Source organism: Pseudomonas sp. WT-JTC, from assembly GCF_056711565.1.
In genome coordinates, this window is record NZ_CM160042.1 from 5,615,925 (window position 1) to 5,640,915 (window position 24,991).

The 24,991-nt window shown below is 60.2% G+C and carries 27 protein-coding genes and 1 pseudogene; 14 read left to right on the forward strand and 14 right to left on the reverse strand.

What is annotated here, in order from left to right:
- Positions 1 to 46: 46 nt before the first annotated feature.
- Positions 47 to 325: a hypothetical protein gene (locus tag AC06G5_RS25450; protein WP_008016658.1), complete on the reverse strand. Its 279-nt coding sequence runs from the start codon at positions 323 to 325 to the stop codon at positions 47 to 49.
- A gap of 190 nt (positions 326 to 515) precedes the next feature.
- On the opposite strand from AC06G5_RS25450, the gene AC06G5_RS25455 reads away from it, so the two are divergent.
- Positions 516 to 722 (forward strand): hypothetical protein, encoded by a 207-nt coding sequence (locus AC06G5_RS25455; protein ID WP_085724026.1) that lies wholly within the window; start codon positions 516 to 518, stop codon positions 720 to 722.
- A gap of 124 nt (positions 723 to 846) precedes the next feature.
- On the opposite strand, the gene AC06G5_RS25460 is transcribed toward AC06G5_RS25455, so the two are convergent.
- Positions 847 to 1,431: a YajG family lipoprotein gene (locus AC06G5_RS25460; protein WP_007973847.1), complete on the reverse strand. Its 585-nt coding sequence runs from the start codon at positions 1,429 to 1,431 to the stop codon at positions 847 to 849.
- A 205-nt stretch (positions 1,432 to 1,636) separates the two neighbouring features.
- Between AC06G5_RS25460 and AC06G5_RS25465 the strand changes: the two genes are divergently transcribed.
- Positions 1,637 to 1,876, forward strand: coding sequence for a hypothetical protein (locus tag AC06G5_RS25465; RefSeq protein ID WP_413427077.1), 240 nt, complete (start codon positions 1,637 to 1,639; stop codon positions 1,874 to 1,876).
- Between the two features lie 737 nt (positions 1,877 to 2,613).
- Positions 2,614 to 4,122, forward strand: coding sequence for a malate dehydrogenase (quinone) (gene mqo / locus AC06G5_RS25470; RefSeq protein ID WP_413427075.1), 1,509 nt, complete (start codon positions 2,614 to 2,616; stop codon positions 4,120 to 4,122).
- Positions 4,123 to 4,188: 66 nt separating this feature from the next.
- On the opposite strand, the gene AC06G5_RS25475 is transcribed toward mqo, so the two are convergent.
- The 4 genes from AC06G5_RS25475 to AC06G5_RS25490 all read right to left on the reverse strand — a co-directional run bounded on the left by AC06G5_RS25475 (position 4,189) and on the right by AC06G5_RS25490 (position 6,188).
- Positions 4,189 to 4,476 carry a PA4642 family protein gene (locus AC06G5_RS25475; RefSeq protein ID WP_008016652.1) on the reverse strand — a complete coding sequence of 96 codons (288 nt, stop codon included), beginning with the start codon at positions 4,474 to 4,476 and terminating at the stop codon, positions 4,189 to 4,191.
- A gap of 63 nt (positions 4,477 to 4,539) precedes the next feature.
- The gene (locus AC06G5_RS25480) at positions 4,540 to 5,025 is read right to left on the reverse strand and encodes a hypothetical protein (RefSeq protein ID WP_413427073.1); all 486 of its coding nucleotides are present in this window, start codon (positions 5,023 to 5,025) and stop codon (positions 4,540 to 4,542) included.
- 127 nt (positions 5,026 to 5,152) lie between these two features.
- On the reverse strand, positions 5,153 to 5,626 hold the full coding sequence (locus tag AC06G5_RS25485; protein ID WP_413427071.1) for a WbuC family cupin fold metalloprotein: 474 nt from the start codon (positions 5,624 to 5,626) through the stop codon (positions 5,153 to 5,155).
- A 4-nt stretch (positions 5,627 to 5,630) separates the two neighbouring features.
- Positions 5,631 to 6,188 carry a hypoxanthine-guanine phosphoribosyltransferase gene (locus AC06G5_RS25490; RefSeq protein WP_007981338.1) on the reverse strand — a complete coding sequence of 186 codons (558 nt, stop codon included), beginning with the start codon at positions 6,186 to 6,188 and terminating at the stop codon, positions 5,631 to 5,633.
- A gap of 164 nt (positions 6,189 to 6,352) precedes the next feature.
- On the opposite strand from AC06G5_RS25490, the gene upp reads away from it, so the two are divergent.
- The gene (gene upp, locus AC06G5_RS25495; RefSeq protein ID WP_102671705.1) at positions 6,353 to 6,991 is read left to right on the forward strand and encodes a uracil phosphoribosyltransferase; all 639 of its coding nucleotides are present in this window, start codon (positions 6,353 to 6,355) and stop codon (positions 6,989 to 6,991) included.
- A 2-nt stretch (positions 6,992 to 6,993) separates the two neighbouring features.
- Positions 6,994 to 8,268: a uracil-xanthine permease family protein gene (locus AC06G5_RS25500; protein WP_413427068.1), complete on the forward strand. Its 1,275-nt coding sequence runs from the start codon at positions 6,994 to 6,996 to the stop codon at positions 8,266 to 8,268.
- Between the two features lie 103 nt (positions 8,269 to 8,371).
- On the opposite strand, the gene hemH is transcribed toward AC06G5_RS25500, so the two are convergent.
- Both hemH and AC06G5_RS25510 read right to left on the reverse strand, forming a co-directional pair.
- Entirely contained in the window at positions 8,372 to 9,394 is a 1,023-nt protein-coding gene (hemH, locus tag AC06G5_RS25505) for a ferrochelatase (protein ID WP_413427066.1), read from the reverse strand.
- Positions 9,395 to 9,407: 13 nt separating this feature from the next.
- Positions 9,408 to 10,310 (reverse strand): TIGR01777 family oxidoreductase, encoded by a 903-nt coding sequence (locus AC06G5_RS25510; RefSeq protein WP_413704026.1) that lies wholly within the window; start codon positions 10,308 to 10,310, stop codon positions 9,408 to 9,410.
- Between the two features lie 196 nt (positions 10,311 to 10,506).
- On the opposite strand from AC06G5_RS25510, the gene AC06G5_RS25515 reads away from it, so the two are divergent.
- The 6 genes and pseudogenes from AC06G5_RS25515 (at position 10,507) to AC06G5_RS25540 (ending at position 15,933) form a co-directional block, all read left to right on the forward strand.
- A complete protein-coding gene (locus AC06G5_RS25515) occupies positions 10,507 to 11,493 on the forward strand; it encodes an NAD(P)/FAD-dependent oxidoreductase (protein WP_480458543.1) in 987 nt (328 codons plus the stop codon).
- 197 nt (positions 11,494 to 11,690) lie between these two features.
- A pseudogene (locus AC06G5_RS25520) lies at positions 11,691 to 12,236 on the forward strand (YbgA family protein); the annotation flags it as partial.
- On the forward strand, positions 12,233 to 13,174 hold the full coding sequence (locus AC06G5_RS25525; protein ID WP_413427061.1) for a MerR family transcriptional regulator: 942 nt from the start codon (positions 12,233 to 12,235) through the stop codon (positions 13,172 to 13,174). The pseudogene AC06G5_RS25520 and the gene AC06G5_RS25525, both read left to right, overlap by 4 nt.
- 21 nt (positions 13,175 to 13,195) lie before the next feature.
- Complete coding sequence (gene phrB / locus AC06G5_RS25530) at positions 13,196 to 14,653, forward strand: deoxyribodipyrimidine photo-lyase (protein WP_413427059.1); 1,458 nt, start codon at positions 13,196 to 13,198, stop codon at positions 14,651 to 14,653.
- Between the two features lie 98 nt (positions 14,654 to 14,751).
- Positions 14,752 to 15,534: an SDR family NAD(P)-dependent oxidoreductase gene (locus AC06G5_RS25535; RefSeq protein ID WP_413704024.1), complete on the forward strand. Its 783-nt coding sequence runs from the start codon at positions 14,752 to 14,754 to the stop codon at positions 15,532 to 15,534.
- 93 nt (positions 15,535 to 15,627) lie between these two features.
- Positions 15,628 to 15,933, forward strand: a complete 306-nt coding sequence (locus AC06G5_RS25540; protein WP_008016637.1) for a YkgJ family cysteine cluster protein — start codon at positions 15,628 to 15,630, stop codon at positions 15,931 to 15,933.
- 146 nt (positions 15,934 to 16,079) lie between these two features.
- On the opposite strand, the gene AC06G5_RS25545 is transcribed toward AC06G5_RS25540, so the two are convergent.
- From AC06G5_RS25545 to hemA, 6 genes are all read right to left on the reverse strand, one after another.
- Positions 16,080 to 16,598 carry an acyloxyacyl hydrolase gene (locus AC06G5_RS25545; RefSeq protein WP_413427055.1) on the reverse strand — a complete coding sequence of 173 codons (519 nt, stop codon included), beginning with the start codon at positions 16,596 to 16,598 and terminating at the stop codon, positions 16,080 to 16,082.
- Between the two features lie 121 nt (positions 16,599 to 16,719).
- Entirely contained in the window at positions 16,720 to 17,511 is a 792-nt protein-coding gene (gene murI / locus AC06G5_RS25550; RefSeq protein WP_413427053.1) for a glutamate racemase, read from the reverse strand.
- Positions 17,504 to 18,259, reverse strand: a complete 756-nt coding sequence (locus AC06G5_RS25555; RefSeq protein ID WP_413427051.1) for a molybdopterin-synthase adenylyltransferase MoeB — start codon at positions 18,257 to 18,259, stop codon at positions 17,504 to 17,506. The genes murI and AC06G5_RS25555 overlap by 8 nt, the downstream gene beginning before the upstream one ends.
- Positions 18,253 to 19,083 (reverse strand): peptide chain release factor N(5)-glutamine methyltransferase, encoded by an 831-nt coding sequence (prmC, locus tag AC06G5_RS25560; RefSeq protein ID WP_007973878.1) that lies wholly within the window; start codon positions 19,081 to 19,083, stop codon positions 18,253 to 18,255. Before prmC ends, AC06G5_RS25555 begins: the two co-directional genes overlap by 7 nt.
- The gene (prfA, locus tag AC06G5_RS25565) at positions 19,084 to 20,166 is read right to left on the reverse strand and encodes a peptide chain release factor 1 (RefSeq protein WP_413427049.1); all 1,083 of its coding nucleotides are present in this window, start codon (positions 20,164 to 20,166) and stop codon (positions 19,084 to 19,086) included. It abuts the gene before it with no gap.
- Positions 20,163 to 21,452 (reverse strand): glutamyl-tRNA reductase, encoded by a 1,290-nt coding sequence (gene hemA / locus AC06G5_RS25570; RefSeq protein WP_008016623.1) that lies wholly within the window; start codon positions 21,450 to 21,452, stop codon positions 20,163 to 20,165. The genes prfA and hemA overlap by 4 nt, the downstream gene beginning before the upstream one ends.
- Positions 21,453 to 21,781: 329 nt before the next feature.
- Here hemA and AC06G5_RS25575 point away from each other — a divergent pair, with 329 nt between their 5' ends.
- From AC06G5_RS25575 to ispE, 3 genes are read left to right on the forward strand one after another with little or no spacing between them, the layout of a single operon-like run.
- Positions 21,782 to 23,506 (forward strand): tetratricopeptide repeat protein, encoded by a 1,725-nt coding sequence (locus tag AC06G5_RS25575; RefSeq protein WP_413427047.1) that lies wholly within the window; start codon positions 21,782 to 21,784, stop codon positions 23,504 to 23,506.
- A gap of 4 nt (positions 23,507 to 23,510) precedes the next feature.
- The gene (gene lolB / locus AC06G5_RS25580) at positions 23,511 to 24,128 is read left to right on the forward strand and encodes a lipoprotein insertase outer membrane protein LolB (RefSeq protein ID WP_413427045.1); all 618 of its coding nucleotides are present in this window, start codon (positions 23,511 to 23,513) and stop codon (positions 24,126 to 24,128) included.
- Between the two features lies 1 nt (position 24,129).
- Positions 24,130 to 24,981 carry a 4-(cytidine 5'-diphospho)-2-C-methyl-D-erythritol kinase gene (ispE, locus tag AC06G5_RS25585; protein WP_413427043.1) on the forward strand — a complete coding sequence of 284 codons (852 nt, stop codon included), beginning with the start codon at positions 24,130 to 24,132 and terminating at the stop codon, positions 24,979 to 24,981.
- The last annotated feature ends 10 nt before the right edge of the window (positions 24,982 to 24,991 follow it).

Here is a 24,991-nt window from a genome sequence, read left to right on the forward strand (position 1 = left end):
CTTCGAGGCGCCGTTTCTGTTTCTGCGAGGGTGCTGCGTCAAGACTTCAGACCTGCGTACTGATCCACGACACCAGCAGCGCCATCCCCATGCAGGCAAAACCGAAAATGTAGAAAAACCGGTTCCTGCGCAAGGTCGCCCAGTCCAGCGTGGGCTCTACGCTGGGGCTGCTCTGGCGCTGCGCCTGCAAACTGGCCATCGCGCGCAGTTCGCGACGACGGGTGGCGTGCAACAACCAGCCGCCCGGGAAGGCTAAGAGCAAGGCCAGCAGATTGATCAATTTGGCGGGATGGGCGGTAAACAGCGTCATCAAGTGCAGCGACATCACAGACCTCAAGTAAAACAGGTGGCAGGTGCCGGACCGGCGACCGCGGCGCGGATTCTACCGAAACCCTGCGCCCCTGCCCTCTGTTTCCGACAAATAACGAAGCAATTGACTAATGGCTGTCCTGAGTCACGGCTTCGTCATCTGTATCGGCGACCATGCGCGCCTCGAAACCGACACGGACCTCGTCATGCTCCACGCCGAAAACCAGGATCGTCTTTACCTCATCACCCCCAGCGAAGAACAACAAGCCCTCGTCGGCAGCCTCGCTTTCAATGTTCAAGACCGCCATTGGCTGGTGTATTGCGCCCTGGGTGGACATCAACATGCGGATTTGCCGGAAACGGATTTGCTGACCGGTGTGAGCGTGCTGGATTTCTACTCGCAAGCCGCGTGATTCCCTTGCCCCCTGTAGGAGCGAGCTTGCTCGCGATGGTCGTTAACGATTACGCGGGAGTTCTGATACCCCGCGGCGCCCTTAAGCCCATCGCGAGCAAGCTCACTCCTACAGTGGGCTCGCATTACTCGCCGAGAATCTGGCCCACGGTCGGGTCCTTGAACAGGCGGGTCAACGCATCGCTCAACACATCGCTGACCAGCTTGGTGTTGGTTTCCTGGTTCGGCGCCATACCGAAGCGCTGGTCCAGGGACGAACCATAACGGCCGCTGTAGCGACGGTTGGCGTTCTGTACATCCGAGCGGAACGTCGCGCCGATGGTGGCTTCGGTCACGTACATGCCTTCCTTGGGCGACTGGTACTTCAACTCTGCCAGGGTCACGGTCAGTTGCGGTGCATTCATGGCATTGTTCGTCGGGGTAAAGCCCAACAGACGCACGGCGGCTTCAGCCTGGGCCTGCAGTTTCGGCAGGATCTGCGCGCCCTGCACGGTGATCGCGCTGGTCTCCGGATACAGGCCGCCACGGGTTCCCAGGGTTGGCGACGGACGACCGTCCACTACACGTACCACAACGGGCTGGCCATGGCCGACCGGGGCCAGCTGGGCGGTCAGCTTGGGTTCCGGGCTCAGTTGTTGCGGGCTGTGGGCGCAGCCAACCAGGGTCAAACTGGTCACAGTGATCAAACCGAACAACAGGCGTTGCAACATGCTCTTCTCTCCAGAATCAGGCACAAACAGGCCAGCAGTATAGCGGTGCGCCACCGCGGGGAACCAGCACCTCACCGTGTTTGATGAAATCTCTGACAACTCCCTGGGAAAGCGGTTCTTGTCACCTATCTGTCATCGCCCATACACTTGCACGTAACGGCTAGTGGGCTATTTTCACAATAACCGCCCTACAAGGTAATTTGCCATGCGATACCTCGTCTCGTTGTTCGCACCACGCCCACTGCACCGCTGCTTTGCCCTGCTCGACAGCAATGGCCATTGCCAGGCGTTCAAGCAGTGCAGCCTCCAGCCCATGGGTGATGGCTGGGTTGAAATCGAAGAAATCCGCCTGAACTGGCTGAATCAGCCGCTGCCGGCCGGTGCCCGCGTCGTTTCGCAACAGCAGCAGCCACGCTCGCGTGCACAGCAATTGATGACGACCTGACCAAACACCTAATAAAAGTCATTAAACACGACCAATTCCCTGCGTTTCTTAGATACAATCTCCCCCCGATTATAAGGACGTCTCCTGATCGGGCCTCGCAGCATCGTCAATGCGCTTGTGTTGACACCCCGCACCGCCCACAGAGAGCCGCCCACACAGATCGAGTGAAGCTGGCGCGCTTGCTGTTTCGTTGAGCAAAACCTCCACTTTTCGCGAATCTGCAGAGCTGTCATTACGCTCGGTCACTGAGCTGTTTGCCCGTTTTGCCTGCCCTGTATCCCATGGCGGCAATCCATCCGGGCACGGTGCCAGGCTGGGACAGCCCTTTTTGAGGTTCACGTCTTCAAAAGAGCGTGAAAAAAACGGGTTTTCACAACTTCACAAGAGTGTGGCGAGCAAATGAATAGTTTTGCGTCTGAACATGCACCATTAGCGTCTACAACAGCCCAACGACACAGGACCGAGTATTCCTCTAACACCGGAGCCTGAAGCCTGTCCGCTACGGATTTGGTTGCACAAACGGATGTATCGACCATAAGTCGAATTGCCTCCCGCGCGCTGAAATGAGTTCATATGGCTCATAGGCCCGGCAGGTAGCGTCCGTCGAAGTTGCGATAAATTGCGAAGATTCGGACATGGCGACACTGCCATGGGTACCTGGGGCAACACTGACACGCCCCGTCACTCCTGGCAGCCATGCCGACAATTTGGTGCTGCAGATTTTGGAGACGCGTTAAATGGCGCATAACGAAGCAGTCGACGTAGTACTGGTTGGGGCCGGCATCATGAGTGCCACCCTGGCGGTACTGCTCAAAGAGCTCGACCCCGCGATCAAGCTGGAAGTCGTCGAGCTGATGGATTCCGGTGCTGCGGAGAGTTCCAACCCGTGGAACAACGCCGGTACCGGTCACGCCGGGCTGTGTGAGCTCAACTACACGCCGCAGGCAGCCGATGGCGCCGTCGACATCAAGAAAGCCGTGCACATCAACACCCAGTTCGAGGTGTCGAAGCAGTTCTGGTCGTACCTGACCCGAAAAGGCACGTTCGGCTCGTGCAAATCGTTTATCAGCCCGGTGCCACACCTGAGTTTCGTGCAGGGCGACAGCGGCGTGTCCTTCCTCAAGGAACGCTTCAGGGTGCTGAGCAAGCACCACGCCTTCGCCGACATGGAATACACCGAAGACAAGGCCAAAATGGCCGAGTGGATGCCGCTGATGATGCCTGGCCGCGATCCTGGCGAAACCCTCGCCGCGACCCGCGTGATCAATGGCACCGACGTCAACTTCGGCGCTCTGACCAACCAGTTGCTCAAGCACCTGACCAGCGCACCCGATGCCCAGGTCAAGTACTGCAAGCGCGTGACCGGCCTCAAGCGCAGCAACGGCGGCTGGACCGTCAGCATCAAGGACGTCAACAGCGGCAATACCCGTGAAGTCGACGCCAAATTCGTCTTCCTCGGCGCTGGCGGCGCGGCACTGCCGCTGCTGCAAGCCTCGGGCATCGAAGAAAGCAAAGGCTTCGGCGGCTTCCCGATCAGCGGCCAGTGGCTGCGCTGCGACAACCCGGAAGTGGTCAAGCACCACCAGGCCAAGGTCTACAGCCAGGCCGCAGTAGGTTCGCCACCCATGTCCGTGCCGCACCTTGACACCCGCGTAGTCGATGGCAAGAAGTCCCTGCTGTTCGGACCGTACGCCGGCTTCACCACCAAGTTCCTCAAGCACGGTTCCTTCATGGACCTGCCGATGTCGGTTCGCGCCGGCAACATCGGCCCGATGCTCGCCGTGGCGAAAAACAACATGGACCTGACCAAATACCTGGTCAGCGAAGTGATGCAGTCGATGGAGCAGCGCCTGGATTCCCTGCGTCGCTTCTACCCGCAGGCGAAACCCGAAGACTGGCGTCTGGAAGTGGCCGGCCAACGGGTGCAGATCATCAAGAAAGACCCGAAAAAAGGCGGCATCCTGCAATTCGGTACCGAACTGGTCGCGGCCAAGGACGGTTCCCTGGCGGCACTGCTCGGCGCTTCTCCAGGTGCCTCGGTGACCGTTTCGATCATGCTCGAGCTGATCGAAAAATGCTTCCCGAGCAAAGCCAAGGGCGAATGGGCCACCAAACTGGCCGAAATTTTCCCGGCCCGGGAAAAAGTTCTGGAAACCGACGCTGCGCTGTATCGCAAGATCAACGCGCAGAACAACGTTGCCCTGGAACTGGTTGAAGCCAGCAGCGAGACCGAAAGCTACGCTTGATTCGGCGCCATGAAAAACGCCCCGTTCTCGGTGAGAACGGGGCGTTTTTTTATGGCTGAAATTTACTCAGCCGCGAGCTTTCTCGATCAGCTCGATGTAATCCGCCGCGTTGCGCTGATCCTTGATCAGGGCAACGAAGTCATTGCCGTGCTCATCCTTGCCATTCACGTCGTAACCCGCTTCGACGAAGAACGTCAGGAAACGCTCGAAATCGTCGATGCGCAGGCCACGGTAGGCCTTGACCAGTTTGTGCAGGGACGGAGAAGTCGCGTCGACCGGTTCGAAATCGAGGAACAACTTGATCTGCTCATCGCCGATCTCGTCACCAATCACTTGTTTTTTATCTTTACGCATTGCCGACTCCAGCTCGCAGACATTTCACGGGGCGGGCAGTTTACCCCTGCGCAGGCACAGGGCTCAACGCGGACGAGTGCTGCCGGTGTGCAGATCGGCCCAGACATGCCCATTGGCGTAGCTGAGAAACTGGCAATACACCGTGTCGTTGCGCAACAAGTCGATCACCACCCGGTATTGCGCCAGCGGGTAATAGAGGGTCAGGGTCTTGCTCGGCGCGTCATAGACCGGCTTCTTCAGGCTTTTGCTTTCGCCGTCGAAATTGACCAGCACCTGACTGATGCTGGCGCCCTTGTTCAGGGATTTGCCCTTGAGTCGAATCAGCAGGGGCGAAGTGACCGGAATGGGCTGTTGACTGGATTGACGCTGGCTGCCGACCACCACCGAATACTCGGTAACCTGCAGCAGTTGTTGCTGCTCGGGATCAGCAGCGCGCAGAGTGAGATCGTCCGGCGGCAGAAATTGACTGTGCATGGGCGCCGGGGCCGCGGCAAGTGGCAGGCTGAGGGTCAGCAACAGGGCGGCACAGCAGCGGATCGAACGGCTCATGGCAGGCTCCAGAGGACGGGTGTAGGAGCGAGCTTGCTCGCGATGTAATTGAAGGCGACGCTTTTTCCAGACAAGCGTCATCGTTCACGTCCATCGCGAGCAAGCTCGCTCCTACAAGTGGTGTATATCAATCGAACTGCGCGTGCATCCAGGCCTGATACTCGGCAACACCGGGCTCGCCTTCGCGTGGCGCCCAATGCGCCAGTTCACCTTCACCGACCGGACGGTAAGGGCCGGCCTTGCATTCGAACATCAGGCTGTCGGCCTCCAGCACCACCAAGCCGTGGAACACACCGGCCGGCAGGTCCACGCCAACACAGTCGCCACCGGCCTGAAGCACGGTCTTGCTCAGCACCGTACCGGTCTCGTCAAAGATCAACACACCCAGCCGCCCCTTGAGGACCAACAGGGTTTCGGCCTTGTTGTCGCCCAAATGCCGGTGAGGCGGGATATACGTGGACGGCTGCAACCCCACCGCCATGCGATGGCAAGCGTCTTCCATCTGATGGAAGTTGTGATGCTGGCGCCCACGAGGATTGGCCGCGGCTTTCCCGGCCAACTCGGTGAACAGGGTCTGATCCAGAAAGCGAGGCGCGATCATGTTCTTACATTCCTTTAACGGCAAAAATCCCGTTGGCGTTACGCCAGTAGCCTTTGTAGTCCATGCCATAACCGAAGATGTAACGGTCGATGCACGGCAGACCGACGAAATCGGCCTTGAGGTCCGGCCGGGCCTTGCGGTCGTGGTCTTTGTCGATCAACACGGCAGTGTGCACTTTACGTGCGCCAGCGTGTTTGCAGAAGTCGATGATCGCGCCCAGGGTGTGACCTTCATCAAGGATGTCGTCGATGATCAGCACATCACGGTCGATGAAGGACACTTCCGGCTTGGCTTTCCAGAACAGGTCGCCGCCGCTGGTTTCGTTGCGATAGCGGGTGGCGTGCAGGTAGGACGCTTCCAGCGGGAACTGCAGATAGGTCAGCAGCTTGCCGGAGAAAATCAGCCCGCCGTTCATCACGCAGAACACCACCGGGTTGCTGTCGGCCATTTGTTCGTTGATTTGTGCACCGACGCGGGCGATGGCCGCCTCGACTTCAGCTTCGGTGTACAGGCAGTCAGCCTCTCGCATGATTTGACGGATATGCTCGAGATCAGCGGACATGGCGCTCTCCAGGGGGTTGGAAGTCAGGAAAAGCGGGCAAAGGTACGCATCCCGCACGGCCAGATCAAGCGTTTGTGGACTAACGTACTGTATGTCTATAGGACAACACCCTCGGATAGATTAATCTAGGCCGGTTTTTTTGCCCGCCGCCGGAGCCTTTCCCCATGCCCATCCATGAGATCCGCCACCCGCTGATCCGTCATAAACTTGGCCTTATGCGCCGCGCAGACATCAGCACCAAGAATTTCCGTGAGCTCGCTCAGGAAGTCGGCGCCCTGTTGACCTATGAAGCCACCAAAGACCTGCCGCTGGAGTCCTACGATATCGAGGGCTGGTGCGGCACCGTATCGGTCGAGAAAATCGCCGGCAAGAAAATCACCGTGGTACCGATCCTGCGTGCCGGCATCGGCATGCTCGAAGGCGTGCTCAGCCTGATCCCGGGCGCCAAGGTCAGCGCCGTCGGCGTGGCTCGCAACGAGGAAACCCTTGAAGCCCACACCTACCTGGAAAAACTGGTACCGGAAATCGACGAACGCCTGGCAATGATCATCGACCCGATGCTTGCCACCGGTGGCTCGATGGTTGCCACCATCGACCTGCTGAAAAAAGCCGGCTGCAAGGACATCCGCGCCATGGTGCTGGTCGCCGCGCCAGAAGGCATCGCTGTGGTCGAGAAAGCTCACCCGGACGTGATCATCTACACCGCTTCCATTGATCAGAAACTCAACGAGCACGGCTACATCATCCCAGGGCTGGGCGATGCCGGTGACAAGATCTTCGGCACCAAGCAGAAGGACGCGTGAGCATGCAGCAAGAGTTCAACGATCCGCTCTGGCGCACGGTGCTGTCGGGTGCGCAGATGCTGTTCGTGGCCTTCGGCGCTCTGGTGTTGATGCCGCTGATTACCGGTCTCGACCCGAACGTGGCGCTGTTCACGGCCGGCCTGGGGACGATCCTGTTCCAGATCGTCACCGGGCGTCAGGTGCCGGTGTTCCTGGCATCGAGCTTTGCTTTCATTACCCCGATCATTCTCGCCAAGGGCCAGTTCGGCCTGGCGGCGACCATGGGCGGTGTGATGGCGGCGGGATTCGTCTACACCTTCCTCGGCCTCGCGGTGAAGATCAAAGGCACCGGTTTCATCGACCGCCTGCTGCCGCCGGTGGTGATCGGGCCGGTGATCATTTCGATCGGCCTGGCCATGGCGCCGATTGCCGCCAACATGGCCATGGGCAAGGCTGGCGATGGCAGTGAATTGATTCATTACCAGACGGCGATGATGATCTCGATGCCCGCGCTGCTGACCACGCTGATCGTCGCGGTTTTCGGCAAGGGCATCTTCCGCCTGGTGCCGATCATCTCCGGCGTGCTGGTCGGTTTCGGCATGTCGTTCTACTTCGGTGTGGTCGATGTTGCGAAGATTGCTGCGGCACCGTGGTTCGCCATCCCGAACTTCACCGCGCCGGAATTCAACTGGCAAGCGATCCTGTTCATCGTTCCGGTGGCCCTGGCCCCGGCCATCGAGCACATCGGCGGCGTGATTGCCGTGGGTAGCGTGACTGGTCGCGATTACCTGAAGAAGCCGGGCCTGCACCGCACCCTGCTCGGCGACGGCATTGCCACCACGGCGGCCGGCCTGTTCGGCGGCCCACCCAACACCACCTACGCCGAAGTGACCGGCGCGGTCATGCTGACCAAGAACTACAACCCGAAAATCATGACCTGGGCGGCGATCTTCGCCATCAGCCTGGCGTTTATCGGCAAGTTCGGTGCACTGCTGCAAAGCATTCCGGTGCCGGTGATGGGCGGGATTCTCTGCTTGTTGTTCGGTTCGATTGCGGCGGTGGGGATGAACACGCTGATCCGCCACAAGATCGATCTGGGCGAGGCGCGCAATCTGGTGATCGTTTCGGTGACCCTGGTATTCGGGATCGGCGGCGTGCTGATCGGCACCGGCACCGGGCCGGACGATTTCGGCCTCAAGGGCATCGCGCTGTGCGCGGTAGTGGCGATTGGTTTGAATCTGATCCTGCCGGGCAATGACAGCTGGAAGCACAAGAAGGCGAATGAGCCGCTGATCTAAGCAGACTCGGATTCTTCGCTGACTGAAAGACCCACTTCGCGAGCAAGCCCGCTCCCACAGGTTAATCACCGACCCTGTGGGAGCGGGCTTGCTCGTGAAGCTTTTAAAGCGCCAGAGGCGCTCGCTCGCACAACGCACTCAACGCCTTCGCCCAATGCGGGTCATCGTTGAGGCACGGCACCAGCACCAGGTCCTCTCCCCCTGCTGCGCGGAATTGCTCCTTCCCGCGATCACCAATCTCTTCCAGTGTTTCGATGCAATCGGCCACGAATGCCGGGCACATCACCAGAATCTTTTTCGCGCCGCTTTTGGCCAACTCATCGAGGCGCGCTTCGGTGTAGGGTTCGATCCACTTGGCGCGCCCCAGACGCGACTGGAACGACACCGACCACTTGCCCTCCGGCAATCCCATGCGCTTGGCAAACTCTGCCGCCGTACGCAGGCATTGGCCGCGATAACAGGTGGCGACCACCTCGGGTGGCGCCCCGGCGCAGCAATCACCGCCACCCTCGAAGCTGTGCCCGGGGTTGAGCTTCTTCAGATGCCGTTCCGGCAACCCATGAAAACTCATCAACAGGTGATCGAAGTCCTGCTGCAAATGCGGCCGGGTCGTGGCCACCAGCGCATCGAGGTACTCCGGTTGATCGTAGAACGGCTGGAGCACCGACAGCTGTACGTCGAGGCTCTTCTCGCGCACCACACGTCTGGCTTCCTCAATGACGGTAGTGGTGGTGCTGTCGGCGAACTGTGGATACAGCGGCGCCAGCGTGATTCGCTTGTGCCCCGCGGCGGCCATGCGCACCAGCGTCGATTCAATCGACGGCTCGCCGTAGCGCATCGCCAGTTCGACCGGGCCATGCTGCCACTGGCCGGTCATGGCTTGTTGCAGGCGGCGGCTGAGCACCACCAGCGGCGAGCCCTCGTCCCACCAGATCGAGGCATAGGCGTGGGCCGACTGCTCGGGGCGCTTGATCAGGATCAGCGACACCAGCAAGCGTCGAACCGGCCATGGCAGGTCGATCACGTACGGGTCCATCAGAAATTGATTGAGGTAGCTGCGCACATCCGCCACCGAGGTGGAGGCAGGTGAACCCAGGTTGACCAGAAGCAACGCGTGATCGGTCATGCAACGTCCTATTTCAAAGGCGACCGGACAGATCGTCCAGAGCCGCGCGCAAATCCGTGAACTGAAAAGTGAAACCCGCCTTCAACAGGCGAACCGGCGTGGCCCGTTGGCCACCCAGCAACAGCAAGGACAACTCGCCCAGCCCCACCTTCAATGCGAGGGCCGGCATCGGCATGAACGCCGGGCGATGCAGCACGCTGCCCAGCGCCTTGGCAAACTCGCGGTTGCGCACCGGTCTGGGCGCGCACGCATTATAGGGACCGCTGGCCTCGTTGCGGTGCAGAAGAAAATCAATCAGGGCGATTTGATCGTCGATATGAATCCACGGCATCCACTGCCGGCCGTTGCCGATCGGCCCTCCCAGGCCCAGTTTGAACGGCAGTAACAGCCGCGACAAAAAGCCGCCCTCCGCCGATAGCACCAACCCGGTACGGATGAGAATGACGCGAATGCCCAGCGTTTCAGCCCGCTGTGCAGTCTCTTCCCAGGCGATGCATAACTGGCTGGCGAAATCTTCGCTGACCGGCGCCGTGTCCTCGGTCAGTTCGCGCTCGCCACCATCGCCATACCAACCAGCAGCCGAACCGGAAATCAAGACCCTTGGTTTCTGCTCGAGGCTTTCAAGCCACGCCAACAGGGTTTCAGTCAGCGTGATCCGGCTGCTCCACAACAAGGCTTTGCGCTTGTGCGTCCAGGGACGGTCGGCAATTGGCGCTCCGGCAAGGTTGACGATCGCATCCACCGGCTCCTGCCCCAGATCCTCCAGCCGAGCAACTCCACGCACTTGGGCACCACATATTTTCGCGACCTTTTCAGGCTTGCGACTCCAGACTGTCAGGCGATGGCCCTGCCCTGACCAGTGCCGGCAGAGCTGACGTCCTATCAAACCAGTACCGCCGGTCAGCAATATGTGCATGACTTCTTCCTCGCGTGGCGTTTTACCCTGTCCATTAGTCTATTTTTATAAGCAGGGATCTTTGGTATCGAGCAGGCGCTATGTTTAACAATAGGCCAAGCTGTCAGAACGAGAACGCTAAAAGTTATACCAAAAAACAATATTGTACAGGTTTCAACCCCGGCGTAGTCTGTACAGAAAGGTAAACGAGGCCCCTATGACTGTACCTATCGCAATCATTGGCACCGGCATTGCCGGACTCTCCGCCGCCCAGGCCCTGACCGACCTCGGGCACGTGGTTCAACTGTTCGATAAAAGCCGCGGCAGCGGCGGGCGCATGTCAAGCAAGCGCAGCGATGCGGGTGCTCTGGACATGGGCGCGCAATATTTCACCGCCCGCGATCGCCGCTTTGTCACGGAAGTCCAGCGCTGGCAAGCCAACGGCTGGGTCGCCGAGTGGACGCCGCAGCTGTACACCTACCATGGCGGCCAGCTCAACCTGTCGCCGGACGAGCAGACCCGCTGGGTCGGTACGCCCCGCATGAGCGCCATTACCCGCTCCCTGCTCGGTGACCTTGAAGTGCATTTCGCCTGCCGGATCACCGAGGTCTATCGCGGTGAAGAACACTGGCATCTGCAGGACGCCGAGGGCTTCACCCACGGGCCGTTCAGCCACGTGGTCATCGCCACGCCAGCCCCACAGGCCACGGCTCTGCTGGCATCTGCGCCGAAGCTCGCGGGCGCCGCCGCCGGGGTGAAGATGGACCCGACCTGGGCGATTGCCCTGGCCTTCGAAACACCGTTGGAAACCCCCATGGAAGGCTGCTTCGTACAGGACAGCCCACTCGACTGGCTGGCCCGCAACCGTAGCAAACCCGGACGCGACAACACCCTCGACACCTGGGTGCTGCACGCCACCAGCGCCTGGAGTCGCCAGCACATTGACCTGCCCAAGGAGGCTGTGATCGAACAGCTGCATGGCGCATTCGCCGAACTGCTGCACGACTCCATGCCCGCGCCGAGCTTCAGCCTCGCCCACCGCTGGCTCTACGCCCGCCCTGCCACCAGTCACGAATGGGGCACCCTGGCCGATGCCGACCTGGGGCTGTACGCCTGTGGCGACTGGTGCCTGTCCGGACGCGTCGAAGGGGCCTGGCTCAGCGGTCAGGAAGCTGCCCGCCGCTTGCATGAACACCTGCAGTAAAGAGCATCGATCCGAGCAAGTCGCTGCTGTCGTCATGGACAGCAGCCGGTCAAAATACCTATACATATAATTTGACTTGTACAACTTTGAATCTATGATGAAGTTGTCTTGTACAGACTCGAATGTTTGTACAGGTTCAGATTCGAGGTGCTCCGATGCCCCACTCCCCCGCCAAACCGAAAATCGCCATCAGCGCCTGCCTGCTGCACCCGGATTTGCCGGTGAAGGAAGACGGCCGGCTCAACGATCCGGAGCTGCGGGAAAACTTCCTCACTCGCGTATTCGCCTGCAGCGCCTGGCAGCAGCTGTGCCAGGAAGGCCTGACCCGGCGCGGTCTCACGGACTTTCACTCGCGCTACAAATACCTGTTGATGGCGCACAATCCACAGCAATACAAAGTGCTCGGCAACCTGCTGGGCAACATGGGCCATACCGATCCGAAGGAGCTTGGCGCGCGCTATTTCATTGAACTGATGGCGGCCCTGAAAAAGTGCGCCACCCGCGGCACTCATGCCAATGTCCTGCAACACCTCAGTGGCTACCTGAAACAGGCCATCAGCCGCGAAGACAAGCAGGAGTTGCAACACGTGATCAGCCAGTATCGCCTGGGCATCGTGCCGTTGGTGGTGCCGTTGACACTGCTCAAACATCACTTTAACCGACACCCCGATCCGTACATCGCACAGCAGGTTTACCTGCAACCGCCCCCGGAAGACCTCAGCCTGCGAAACGCCATCCAATGAAAAAAGCACCCGACACCAGCGCCCGCGATGACCTCGGCGATGACTTTAACAAGGCGCTGGACGAAGGTTGGCTGCCGATCCGTGAAGTGGCGCGGCAAACCGGCGTCAATGCCGTGACCTTGCGCGCATGGGAGCGGCGCTACGGCCTGATCGTGCCGCAACGCACGCCCAAGGGGCACCGGTTGTTTTCGGCCGACCATGTACAACGCATCCTGACCATCCTCACCTGGCTCAACCGTGGCGTTGCCGTCAGCCAGGTCAAGCAATTGCTCGATACGCCGCAAGCCTTCAGCGAGTCCGTCGACAACGATTGGCACGCCTTGCTGCAAACGTTGCTGCAGGCGGTCAGCGGATTACAGGAACGCGCCCTGGATGACAGCGTCAATCAGGCGATGGCGCTGTATCCGCCGCGAACCCTGTGCGAGCAATTGCTGATGCCCCTGCTGGCCGCTCTGGAGCTACGCTGGCAAAGCCAGTTCGGGGCGCAGATGGAGCGAGTCTTTTTTTGTGCCTGGTTGCGCAGCAAGTTCGGCGCACGCATCTACCATAACAATCGTCAGTTGCGCAGCGCACCACTGCTGTTGATCAACCACTCGGACTTGCCCATGGAGCCTCAGCTGTGGCTAACGGCCTGGCTGATCAGCAGTGCCGATTGCCCGGTGGAGGTCTTCGACGGGCCACTGCCTGTCGGTGAACTGGCACTGGCGGTCGAGCTGCTGCGACCCCGCGGGGTTCTGCTGTACTCCAGCAAGGCCATGAACCTGGCGCAACTGCCGAAACTTTTCAAAGGCATCAGTTGCCCAAGAATGATTGCCGGACCAACGGTATGCATCCACCACGCCGAGTTGTCCGCAAGTACTCCCGAGATCGCTGATTTGTACCTGGCCGAAGATCCATTGTCGGCACATCAGGCACTCATTCAGCGCGGGCTGATTTAAATGAATCGCGTGGATACCAACATGCAATTGATCTGGTTGCGCAGCGACTTGCGCCTACACGACAACACCGCCCTCTCGGCCGCCGCGGCCCGCGGGCCGTGCGTGGCCGTGTATCTGCTGAGTCCGGAACAATGGCTGGAACACGACGACGCGCCCTGCAAAGTGGACTTCTGGCTGCGTAACCTGCGCGAATTGAGCCGCGAACTGGGTCAACTGAACATTCCCCTGCTGGTCCGCCGGGCACCGCGCTGGGAGGATGCGCCAGCCGTGTTGCTGAATCTGTGCCGGCAATGGCAGATCGACGCGGTGTACCTCAACGAAGAGTACGGCATCCATGAAACCCGTCGCGATGCGGCGGTCGCCAGGACACTCGGGGCCGAAGGCATCGAAGTTCACCGCTACCTCGATCAATTGCTGTTCAAGCCCGGGAGTGTGCTGACCCGGACCGGCACTTACTTTCAGGTCTTCAGCCAGTTCCGCAAAGTCTGCTACGAACGCTTGCACCACTCGCTGCCCAGCCTGGTCCGCGCACCACACAGGCAAGCGCCGCTGAACATTGCCAGCGATGCGATCCCCTTGAGTGTCGAGGGTTTTACGACGCCCGGTGATAACCTGCGCAGCCTGTGGCCGGCGGGCGAAGCCCAAGCCCGGCAGCGCCTCGACAGCTTCAGCGATGCACAGATCGACCATTACCATAACGAGCGCGACTTCCCGGCAAAACCCGGCACCAGTCAGCTCTCGGCCTATCTCGCGGCCGGAGTGATTTCTCCCCGCCAATGCCTGCACGCCGCCTTGAACAGCAATCAGGGTGAGTTCGAAAGCGGCAAGACCGGCGCCGTCACCTGGATCAACGAACTGCTGTGGCGCGAGTTCTACAAACACATCCTGGTGGGCTACCCACGGGTGTCCCGGCACCGCGCGTTTCGCCCGGAAACCGAAGCGCTGGCCTGGCGCGATGCCCCCGAAGAACTGGCCGCCTGGCAACAGGCGCGTACCGGTTTGCCGATCATCGACGCCGCCATGCGCCAACTGCTGGCTACCGGCTGGATGCACAACCGCCTGCGTATGGTGGTGGCGATGTTCCTGACCAAGAACCTGCTGATCGACTGGCGCGAAGGCGAACGCTTTTTCATGCGACACCTGATCGATGGTGACCTGGCGGCGAACAATGGTGGCTGGCAATGGAGTTCCTCCACCGGTACCGACTCGGCGCCTTATTTCCGGATTTTCAACCCGTTGAGCCAGTCGGAAAAATTCGACCCCGAAGGCCTGTTCATCAAGCACTGGCTACCGGAACTGGCCGGGGTGAGTAAAAAAGACGTGCACAACCCCGCCAGTCTCGGCGGCCTTTTCAGTGTTGTGGATTACCCGTCACCGATCGTCGACCTGAATGCTTCGCGTACACGCGCCTTGGCCGCATTCAAGAATCTGCCGTCACGGCAACTGTCCGCCGAACTGGCCGGGAGTGCCTGTGAGTAGTTTCCTGCAGCCGTATGCCGGCAGTTCATGGCGCTCGACAAAGACAACCTGCAACATTTAGCGGACCGGGCTGTTGCCTGGCTGAAAAGGAGCTTGGGATGAGTCGTACACCTCCTCGCCGTTATTGGCTGACCGGCGCCAGCAGCGGTATTGGTGCCGCGCTGGCCGAGAAAATCCTGAAAACCGGCGCGCACCTGGCGGTAAGCTCAAGGTCAGTTGCGCCACTGAAAGTCTTGTCGCAACGTTATCCGGGACAAGTGCTGGTGGTCGCCGGAGACCTGACCAATAGCCAGACCGTGCGCGAAATCGGCGAGCAAATTGCCGAGGATTGGGGTTCGCTGGACACCGTGATACTCAACGCCGGCACCTGCGAGTACGTGGACGCCAGGCAGTTCGATGCGTCGATTGTCGAGCACGTGGTGCGCACCAACCTGTTGGCCAGCAGCTATTGCATCGAGGCTGCCCTGCCTTTGCTACGGGCTGGCACCGCACCGCATATGGTGCCCATGGCCAGTGCGGTGACTTACCTGCCGCTGCCCAAGGCAGAAGCCTGCGGCGCCTCGAAGGCCGGGTTGCGTCATTTGTTCGAATCCCTGCGCATCGACCTGGCTCCCGAAGGCATAGAAGTCACGGTGATCAGCCCCGGTTTTGTTGAAACGCTGCTGACGACGAAAGACGACTTCTCCATGCCCTTGAGCTGGCCGGTGGCGAAAGCCGCACGGTACATCTTCGAAAAGCTCAAGGACCGCCCGCTGGAAATCGCTTTCCCGGCAGCGTTCATGGCTACCCTGTGGCCGCTCTCCAGACTGCCGGACCATGTGAAACTGGAGATAGGTAAACGCATGGTGCGCAGCCAGCCGCCGTTCAAGGATCAACCGTGAAAATCGCCATCATCGGAAGGGGAGTTTCGGGGGCGGACCTGCGTCCGTCCGACCTTTCACACAGCACCCGGTGACTGCCTTACACTGCGCGCCATGAATACCATCCCCCATACGCAAATCGCGGAACCCGCGGTCACGTGTTCGACCTGCGCAGCCTGCTGCTGCCAGCTCGAAGTCATGCTGATCACCGATACGGGTGTGCCTGAACGGTTCATCGATACCGATGATTGGGGCGGGGAAGTCATGCTGCGTCTGGACGACGGCTGGTGTGCCGCACTGGATCGCAACTCGATGATGTGCACCATCTACGAAAAACGCCCGCTGATCTGCCGGGAGTTCGAGATGGGTGCACCGGAGTGCATCGACGAACGCCAGGGGATTTCGACGGCGTATCGCTAGTTTGAAGTCACCCAAATACAAATGTGGGAGCGGGCTTGTCTCCGGGCGGCGATCCGACGAAAGCGTCAGATCAGTCAATTACAGTGTCGACTGATCCACTGCTTTCGCGAGCAAGCCCGCTCCCACATTTAGTACAGCGTCGTGTCTTACAACGGCAACGTGTAATGCAGCGAGTAGCTTTCTACACCGTCGTTGGAACTGGCGAGCCCGGCGTTGGAATAGTGCGTTGCGCGGATCCCGACTTCATGGCCACCGTTGAAGCGCAGGCCAAAACCGAGCCGGTCTTCAAACTGGAAAGCACCGCCGATGTTGTTGTCTTCGAGTCGGGTATGGGAGAACACCGCCACGCCAATGCCAGCTTCAACGAACGGTTTGACGTTCTGGCCGGCAAACTCGTAAACGAACACCGGAGAGAACGACAGGCTGTTGTTGCTTGAGGTCTTGTCGCCTTCCCAATAGGTGTAGGCACCGCTCCAGTAGCCGGTCATGCGACCGACGTCACTCTGCCACCAGCTCTGGTCCCAATCGAATTGCATGCCCAGTCGATACGTCATGGTCGAATCGCTGGTCTGACCAACCGCGAACTCCACACCTGCCGCCTGCGCAGTAAAGGTGTGCCCCATTAATGCGGCCGCAATCGCGGCCAAACAGAATAGTCGCTTCACGAGAAACTTCCTTTTCCGAACGATTTCGTATGATTTTTTTGTTGCCCAGCCCTGCAACGCTGTAGAAGTCAGCGATCAATCAGAAGCTCACCCGATTTTTCGTATTCCCCCGGTCAATCTTTTACCTGTTGAAGCTTCGCACAACGCCACAGCTATTCCACAGTTTCGGCAATATATTTCTGAAATGCTGCGGATCGGCGCTGGTCCAGAACTGCGCCTCACGGGCAGGCCCTTCGGCGAGCAGTTCGCCTTCGGCCAAAAGCCGCTGGAGTTGCCGTGCGACGGCGGCACCGGTGTCGATCAGGCTGATGTCCTCGGGGATCATCTGCCGGAGCATCTGCTTGAGAAAGGGGTAATGGGTGCAGCCGAGAATCAGCGTGTCCGCGCCGGCGGCCAGCAGCGGCTGGACATACCTGGCCAACAGCTGGCGAAGCTCGGGGCTATGCAGATCGCCGTTTTCAATCAGCTCCACCAGCCCGGGGCACGGCTGGGTAATGACTTTCACGTCCGCGGCGAAACGGTCGAGCAATGCAGCGAATTTGGCGCTCTGCAAGGTGCCGGTGGTAGCCAGCACCCCCACCACACCGGAGCGGGTTGCGGCGGCGGCCGGCTTGACTGCTGGCTCCATGCCGACGATGGGCCATTCGGGATAGTCTCGGCGCAAGTCGGCGACGCCGGACACCGTCGCCGTGTTGCAGGCCAGCACCAAAGCCTTGGCGCCCTGCTGCTGAAAAAAATCGGCCATCACACTGCAACGCTGCCGGATGAATTCCGGGGTTTTCTCGCCATAGGGAACATTCCCGCAATCGGCGACGTACATCAGCGTCTCGTTGGGCAACAAGCGCTGGATCTCGGCGAGCACCGAGAGCCCACCGACACCAGAATCGAACACGCCGATTGGCGCCTCACGCATGTTTCGATCCACAAACGCTGCAGCCCGGATCACGCTTGACCCGCAATTCGCGAAAGCGCGTACCCAAGGCATCGATCAACAGCAGGCGCCCCACCAGCGGTTCGCCGAATCCGGCCAGCAACTTCAGCGCTTCAAGCGCTTGCAGACTGCCGACCAGCCCCACCAGCGGCCCGACCACCCCGGCTTCGCTGCATGTCAGTTCGGCTTCGCTGCCGTGCCCGTATAAACAGTGGTAGCACGGGCTCTCTGGCCGACGCGGATCGAACACCGACAATTGCCCTTCGAGGCGAATCGCCGCGCCGCTGACCAGCGGTTTGCCGGCGGCCACACAAGCGCCGTTGACCGCTTCACGGGTGGCGAAATTGTCCGAGCAATCGAGCACCAGATCCACGGCGGCGACAGTAGCGGCCAGGGAATCTTCATCCAGCGCCGCACGATGAGCGATCAACCGTATCTCGGGATTGATCGCCGTCAGGCGTTTGATCGCCGAATCGACTTTGCCCATGCCGATGCTGTCGGTGTCGTGAATGATCTGGCGCTGCAGGTTAGTCATGTCGACCGTATCGAAGTCCGCCAGATGCAACTCGCCGACCCCTGCGGCGGCGAGATACAGCGCCACCGGCGAGCCGAGGCCACCGAGGCCGACGATCAATACGCGGCTGTCCTTGAGGCGCAACTGGCCGTCGATATCGATGTGTTGCAGCAGAATCTGCCGACTGTAACGCAGCAACTCCTGATCATTCAGCACGGCAGGCGCCCCAGACTGATGCGTTGGTGACCGCCCAGATCGGTGCGGCTGTGAACTTCCTCGAAACCGCGGGTCAGCAGCAAATCGCGGACCGCCTCGGCCTGATCATAACCATGCTCGAGCATCAGCCAACCGCCAGCGTCGAGATGGTCCGGTGCCTGGGCGACGATCAGACGCAGATCGTCGAGCCCGTCGACACCGGCCACCAGTGCGCTGGCCGGTTCAAAGCGCACATCGCCCTCGACCAGATGCGGATCGGCCGCTGCAATGTAGGGCGGGTTGCTGATGATCAGTTGAAAACGCTGACCTTCCAGGGCGCTGAACCAATGGCTGCTCAGCACCTTGGCGTTATTCAGATGCAGGCGCTGGCGATTGCGCTCGGCCAGGGCCACGGCTTCCAGCACGCGATCCACGGCAGTGACGCTCCAGGCCGGACGCTCGCTCGCCAGCGCCAGGGCAATCGCGCCACTGCCGGTGCCCAGGTCGAGGACCTTGGCCGGCGTGGCCGGCAGCAACTCCAGCGCAGCCTCCACCAGCAGTTCGGTGTCCGGGCGCGGGATCAGCGTGTGCGGTGCCACTTCCAGATCCAGCTTCCAGAAACCTTGCTGGCCGAGGATATAGGCCACCGGCTCGCCGCTGCGGCGGCGCTGCAAATACTCGGCGAACGTCAGCGCCGCTTCGCTCGGCACGATGCGTTCCGGCCAGGTATGCAGGAAACTGCGGGACTTGCCCAACGCCGCCGCCAGCAGCAATTCGGCATCCAGACGCGCCGTCGGCGAGTCGGGTAAATCGGCGGCGCGCAACAAACTGGCAATGATCGTCATTTACTCACCTATCGCTGCCAGTTGATCGGCCTGGTACTCGGCCAGCAATGGCTCGATCACCGCCTCGACGCCGCCGGCAAGGATCTCGTCGAGGGAATACAGGGTCAGGTTGACCCGGTGGTCGGTGACCCGGCCCTGGGCAAAATTGTAGGTGCGGATGCGCTCGGAGCGATCACCGGAACCGACCAGCAACTTGCGCTCGCTGGCGATGGCGTTGGCCGCGGCCGAGGTCTGCTGATCGTTCAGCTTGGCCGACAACCAGGACATCGCCCGGGCACGGTTCTTGTGCTGTGAACGTTCTTCCTGGCACTCGACCACGATGCCGGACGGCAAGTGCGTGATACGAATAGCCGAGTCGGTCTTGTTGACGTGCTGGCCACCGGCGCCGGAGGAGCGATAGGTATCGATGCGCAGGTCGGCCGGGTTGATCTCGATGGCTTCCTGCTCGTCCGGCTCGGGCAATACCGCCACGGTGCAGGCCGACGTGTGGATGCGGCCCTGGGATTCGGTCGCCGGCACCCGCTGCACGCGGTGGGCACCGGATTCAAATTTCAGCTTGCCGTAGACGTTATCGCCTTCGACCCGGGCAATCACCTCTTTATAGCCGCCGTGCTCACCCTCGTTTTCCGAGAGGATTTCCACCCGCCAGCCACGACGCTCGGCGTAGCGCGAATACATGCGGAACAGGTCGCCGGAGAAAATCGCCGCCTCGTCGCCGCCGGTGCCGGCACGGATTTCGAGGAACACGTTGCGCCCGTCGTTCGGGTCCTTGGGCAGCAGCATGCGCTGCAGGTCGGCCTCGAGCGAGACCAGGCGTTCCTTGGCCTCGCGGACTTCTTCCACGGCCATTTCACGCATGTCCGGGTCGCTGTCCTTGAGCAGAGCCTGGGCGCCTTCGAGGTCGGCCTGCACTTTCAGCAGCTGTTTATAGGCGTTCACGACCGGTTCAACTTCCGCGTACTCCTTGGAATAGGTGCGGAACTTGTTCTGATCGGAAATGACCTCGCCGTCGCCCAGCAGGGCGGTCAATTCCTCGAAACGATCCTGGAGAATATCCAGCTTATTGAGCAGTGACGCTTTCATTGCGGTTTTTTATCCGAAAAGCTATCCGATGAGCCCTCACCGAGGGCAAAGAGTTCCTGGGCCATCGCCAGCGCATCCAGGCGACCTTCGGCAGAGAGCTTTTTCAACTGCACGCTCGGTGCGTGCAACAGTTTGTTGGTCAGCCCACGAGCCAGTTGCACCAGCACCTCTTCGGCACTGGTGCCGTTGGCCAGCAGGCGCTGGGCCTTTTGCAATTCTTCGTCGCGCAGGCGTTCGCTCTGTTGACGATAGGCCTTGAGTACATCCACCGCCGCCAATTCACGCAGGCGGACCATGAAGTCTTCGGCGCCGACCGAGACCATCTCTTCGGCAGCCTGGGCTGCGCCCTGGCGGCTCTTGAGGTTCTCGGCGACCACTTCGTGGAGATCGTCGACGCTATAGAGGTAAACATCGTCCAACTCGCCGACTTCTGGCTCGATGTCACGCGGAACGGCGATATCCACCATGAAGATCGGTTTGTGCTTGCGCAGTTTCAAGGCGCTTTCCACTGCACCCTTGCCCAGAATCGGTAACTGGCTGGCGGTGGAACTGATGACGATATCGCTGCGCACCAGCTCCGCCGGAATATCCGACAGCAACACGGCATGGGCGCCGAACTGTTCGGCCAGAATGCTGGCGCGCTCCAGGGTACGGTTGGCGACCACGATGCGCTTTACACCCAGGTCATGCAGATGGCGGGCGACCAGGGTGATGGTCTCGCCGGCGCCGATCAACAAGGCCTGGCTGCGCTGCAAGTCGCTGAAAATCTGTTTCGCCAGGCTCACCGCGGCAAACGCCACCGATACCGGGTTCTCGCCGATGGCCGTGTCGGTGCGCACCTGCTTGGCCGCGTTGAACGTGGCCTGGAACAGCCGCCCGAGCAATGGCCCGATAGTGCCGGCCTCGCGGGCCACGGCATAGGCTGACTTCATCTGGCCGAGAATCTGCGGTTCGCCCAACACCAGCGAGTCGAGCCCGGAAGCCACCCGCATCATGTGACGAACTGCCGCATCATCTTCATGCACATAGGCGCTTGCGCGCAGCTCGTCGAAGCTCAAATGATGATATTCGGCCAGCCAGTGCAGCACGACGTCCGCCGACAGGTGATCCTGTTCTATATAGAGTTCACTGCGATTGCAGGTGGAGAGGATCGCAGCTTCGCGGCTGTCGGTGAGTCGGCAGAGCTGCTGCAAGGCCTCAACCAGTTGCTCAGGGGTAAAAGCCACGCGCTCGCGGACGTCTACTGAAGCAGTCTTGTGGTTAATACCGAGTGCAAGGAAGGCCATTCAAAGTCGCTGATTGTGACGTGAAGCCGGTAATTGTCCTACTTCGACGGAGTCAGAACAACTACTCGATATCTATTGGCCCGGTAGGCGTCGTCGCATACTGAGAGCGGTTCTTGTTTCGCATCCCTTTGTAGGAGCTGGCTTGCCAGCGATGGACCGACAGGCGCCGCGTCTTTGCGGTTAAAACGCGTCATCGTTAACGACCATCGCTGGCAAGCCAGCTCCTACACAAGGACCCGGTGTACACGGGTAAATTGGCGGCTCGGTTATGTTTGGCCGAAAGCTTGTGTCATGATGATCTGACCGCAGGTTAGTCGTCCTCTTCCTATATGAATAGATCTTCCGCGTTGCTCCTCGCTTTTGTCTTCCTCAGCGGCTGCCAGGCCTTGGCACCCGTTTCGTCGGACGGTACGCCGCCGGTTGAAGACAGCACCCCGGCCCCTGAAAAGCCCAAGGTCTACAGCTCGTTCAGCGAGGAAACCATCTTCAGCCTGTTGAGCGCCGAACTGGCTGGCCAACGCAATCGTTTCGACATTGCGCTGGACAATTATGTGACCCAGGCCATCAACACCCAGGATCCGGGCATCTCCGAGCGGGCATTCCGTATCGCCGAATACCTGGGCGCCGATCAGGCAGCCCTGGATACCGCGCTGATCTGGGCCAGGAACGCCCCCAGCGACCTCGAAGCGCAACGCGCAGCCGCCGTGCAACTGGCGCGCGCCGGGCGTTATGACGACTCCATGGCCTATATGGAGAAAGTCCTGCAAGGCAAGGGCGACACCCATTTCGACTTCCTCGCGCTGTCCGCGGCCGACACCGACCAGGACACCCGCAACGGCTTGATGAAAAGCTTCGACCGTTTGTTGCAGCGTCACCCGAACAACAGCCAGCTGATTTTCGGCAAGGCGCTGCTGATGCAACAGGATGGCGACGCCAAAGGCGCGCTGACGCTGCTGGAAAACAATCCACCGGATGACGGCGAAATCGCTCCGATCCTGCTGCGCGCACGCCTGCTGCAAACCCTCAATCGCGGTGACGAAGCCCTGCCGCTGCTGCAGAAAAGCATCAAGAAATACCCGGACGACAAGCGCCTGCGCCTGACTTACGCACGCATGCTGGTTGAACAGGACCGCATGAACGACGCCAAGGCCGAGTTCTCGAGCCTGGTCCAGCAATACCCGGAAGACGACGAACTGCGTTACTCCCTGGCGCTGGTCTGCCTGGAAGCCAAGGACTGGAAGGAGGCCAAGGGTCATCTTGAAGACCTGATCGCCCGGGAAAGCCATGTCGACTCGGCGCACCTGAACCTCGGCCGCATCGCCGAAGAACAAAACGACCCGCAAGGCGCACTGATCGAATATGCCAAGGTTGGCCCGGGCAACGACTTCCTGCCGGCGCAATTGCGTCAGGCCGACATCCTGATCAACAACGGCAAGACCGCCGAAGCGCAACGCAAGCTGGCGGCAGAGCGCGATGAACAGCCGGATTACGCCATCCAGTTGTACCTGATCGAAGTCGAAACCCTGTCCGCCAACAATCAGGGCGACAAGGCCTGGAATGTTCTGCAACAGGCCTTGCAGAAATACCCGGACGACTTGAACCTGCTCTACACCCGCGCCATGCAGGCGGAAAAACGCAATGACCTGGCGCAGATGGAAAAAGACCTGCGCACGATCATCAAGCGCGACCCGGACAATGCCATGGCGTTGAACGCCCTCGGCTACACCCTGTCCGACCGCACAACGCGCTACGCCGAAGCCAAGGCCCTGATCGAACAGGCGCACCAGATCAGTCCGGAAGACCCGGCGGTACTCGACAGCCTTGGCTGGGTGAATTACCGCATGGGCAACCTCGACGAAGCCGAGCGCCTGCTGCGCCAAGCCCTGGATCGCTTCCCCGATCAGGAAGTCGCCGCTCACCTGGGCGAGGTCCTGTGGGCCAATGGCAAACAGCGCGAAGCCAGACAGGTCTGGGGCAAGTTCCTCAAGGAACAGCCTGACAGCCCTACCCTGCGCGGCACCATCAAACGCCTGACCGGATCAGAGACTCTTTAAGATTATGTTTTTGCGCCATTTCATCGTTTTCAGTTTTATCGCCCTGCTCGCCGGTTGCGCCGGACTGGGTCCCCGCGAATCGGTCGAGGGACACGGCAATCCAGCCCAATGGCGTGAGCACAAACAGCAACTGACCAGCCTCGATGGCTGGCAGATCGACGGCAAGATCGGCATCCGCGCCCCGAAAGACTCGGGCAGCGGCACGCTGTTCTGGCTGCAACGCCAGGATTACTACGACATTCGCCTCTCCGGCCCGCTGGGTCGTGGCGCGGCACGCCTGACCGGACGGCCGGGCAAGGTTTCGCTGGAAGTCGCCAACCAGGGGCGTTACGACGCACCGAACCCTGAAGTGCTGCTCGAAGAGCAACTGGGCTGGAAGTTGCCGGTGTCCAACCTGGCGTGGTGGGTCCGCGGGCTTCCGGCTCCGGACAGCAAAAGCCACGTGACACTGGATGCCGACAGTCGCCTGGCCAACCTCGAACAGGATGGCTGGCAGGTCGAATACACCGACTACACCCAGCAAAACGGCTACTGGCTGCCCGAGCGAATCAAGCTGCATGGCACCGACCTTGACGTCACACTGGTGATCAAGGCCTGGCAACCGCGCAAACTGGGGTCGTGACATGCCAGCCAATCGCCTGACTTTGCCGTCTCCGGCCAAACTCAACCTGATGCTGCACATTCTCGGTCGCCGCGAAGACGGCTACCACGAACTGCAAACGATGTTTCAGTTTCTCGATTACGGCGACGAAATCACTTATGCCCTGCGCGATGACGGCGTCATTCAACTGCACACCGAATTCGCAGGCGTCCCCCACGACAGCAACCTGATCGTCAAGGCCGCGAAAAAACTCCAGGAACAGTCCGGGTGCACACTGGGTGTCGACATCTGGATCGAAAAAATCCTGCCCATGGGCGGCGGCATTGGCGGCGGCAGTTCGAATGCTGCAACGACTCTGCTCGGCCTCAATCACCTGTGGCAATTGGGTTGGGATGAAGATCGCCTGGCTGGCCTGGGATTGACGCTGGGCGCCGACGTCCCGGTTTTCGTACGTGGCCACGCGGCTTTCGCCGAGGGTGTGGGGGAAAAACTGACCCCTGTCGACCCGGAGGAACCGTGGTATCTCGTGCTCGTGCCGCAAGTCTCTGTAAGTACGGCAGAAATTTTTTCAGATCCGTTGTTGACACGTAACACTCCTCCCATTAAAGTGCGCCCCGTTCCCAAGGGAAACAGTCGAAATGACTGCTTGCCGGTGGTAACAAGGCGTTATCCAGAGGTACGTAACGCTTTGAATTTGTTAGGTAAATTTACCGAAGCAAAACTCACCGGAACTGGAAGTTGTGTGTTTGGGGGCTTCCCAAGCAAAGCTGAAGCTGATAAAGTCTCGGCCCTTCTTACAGAGACCCTTACAGGGTTTGTAGCAAAAGGAAGCAACGTTTCGATGTTGCATCGCAAGCTACAGAGTCTGCTCTAAAGGAACCGAT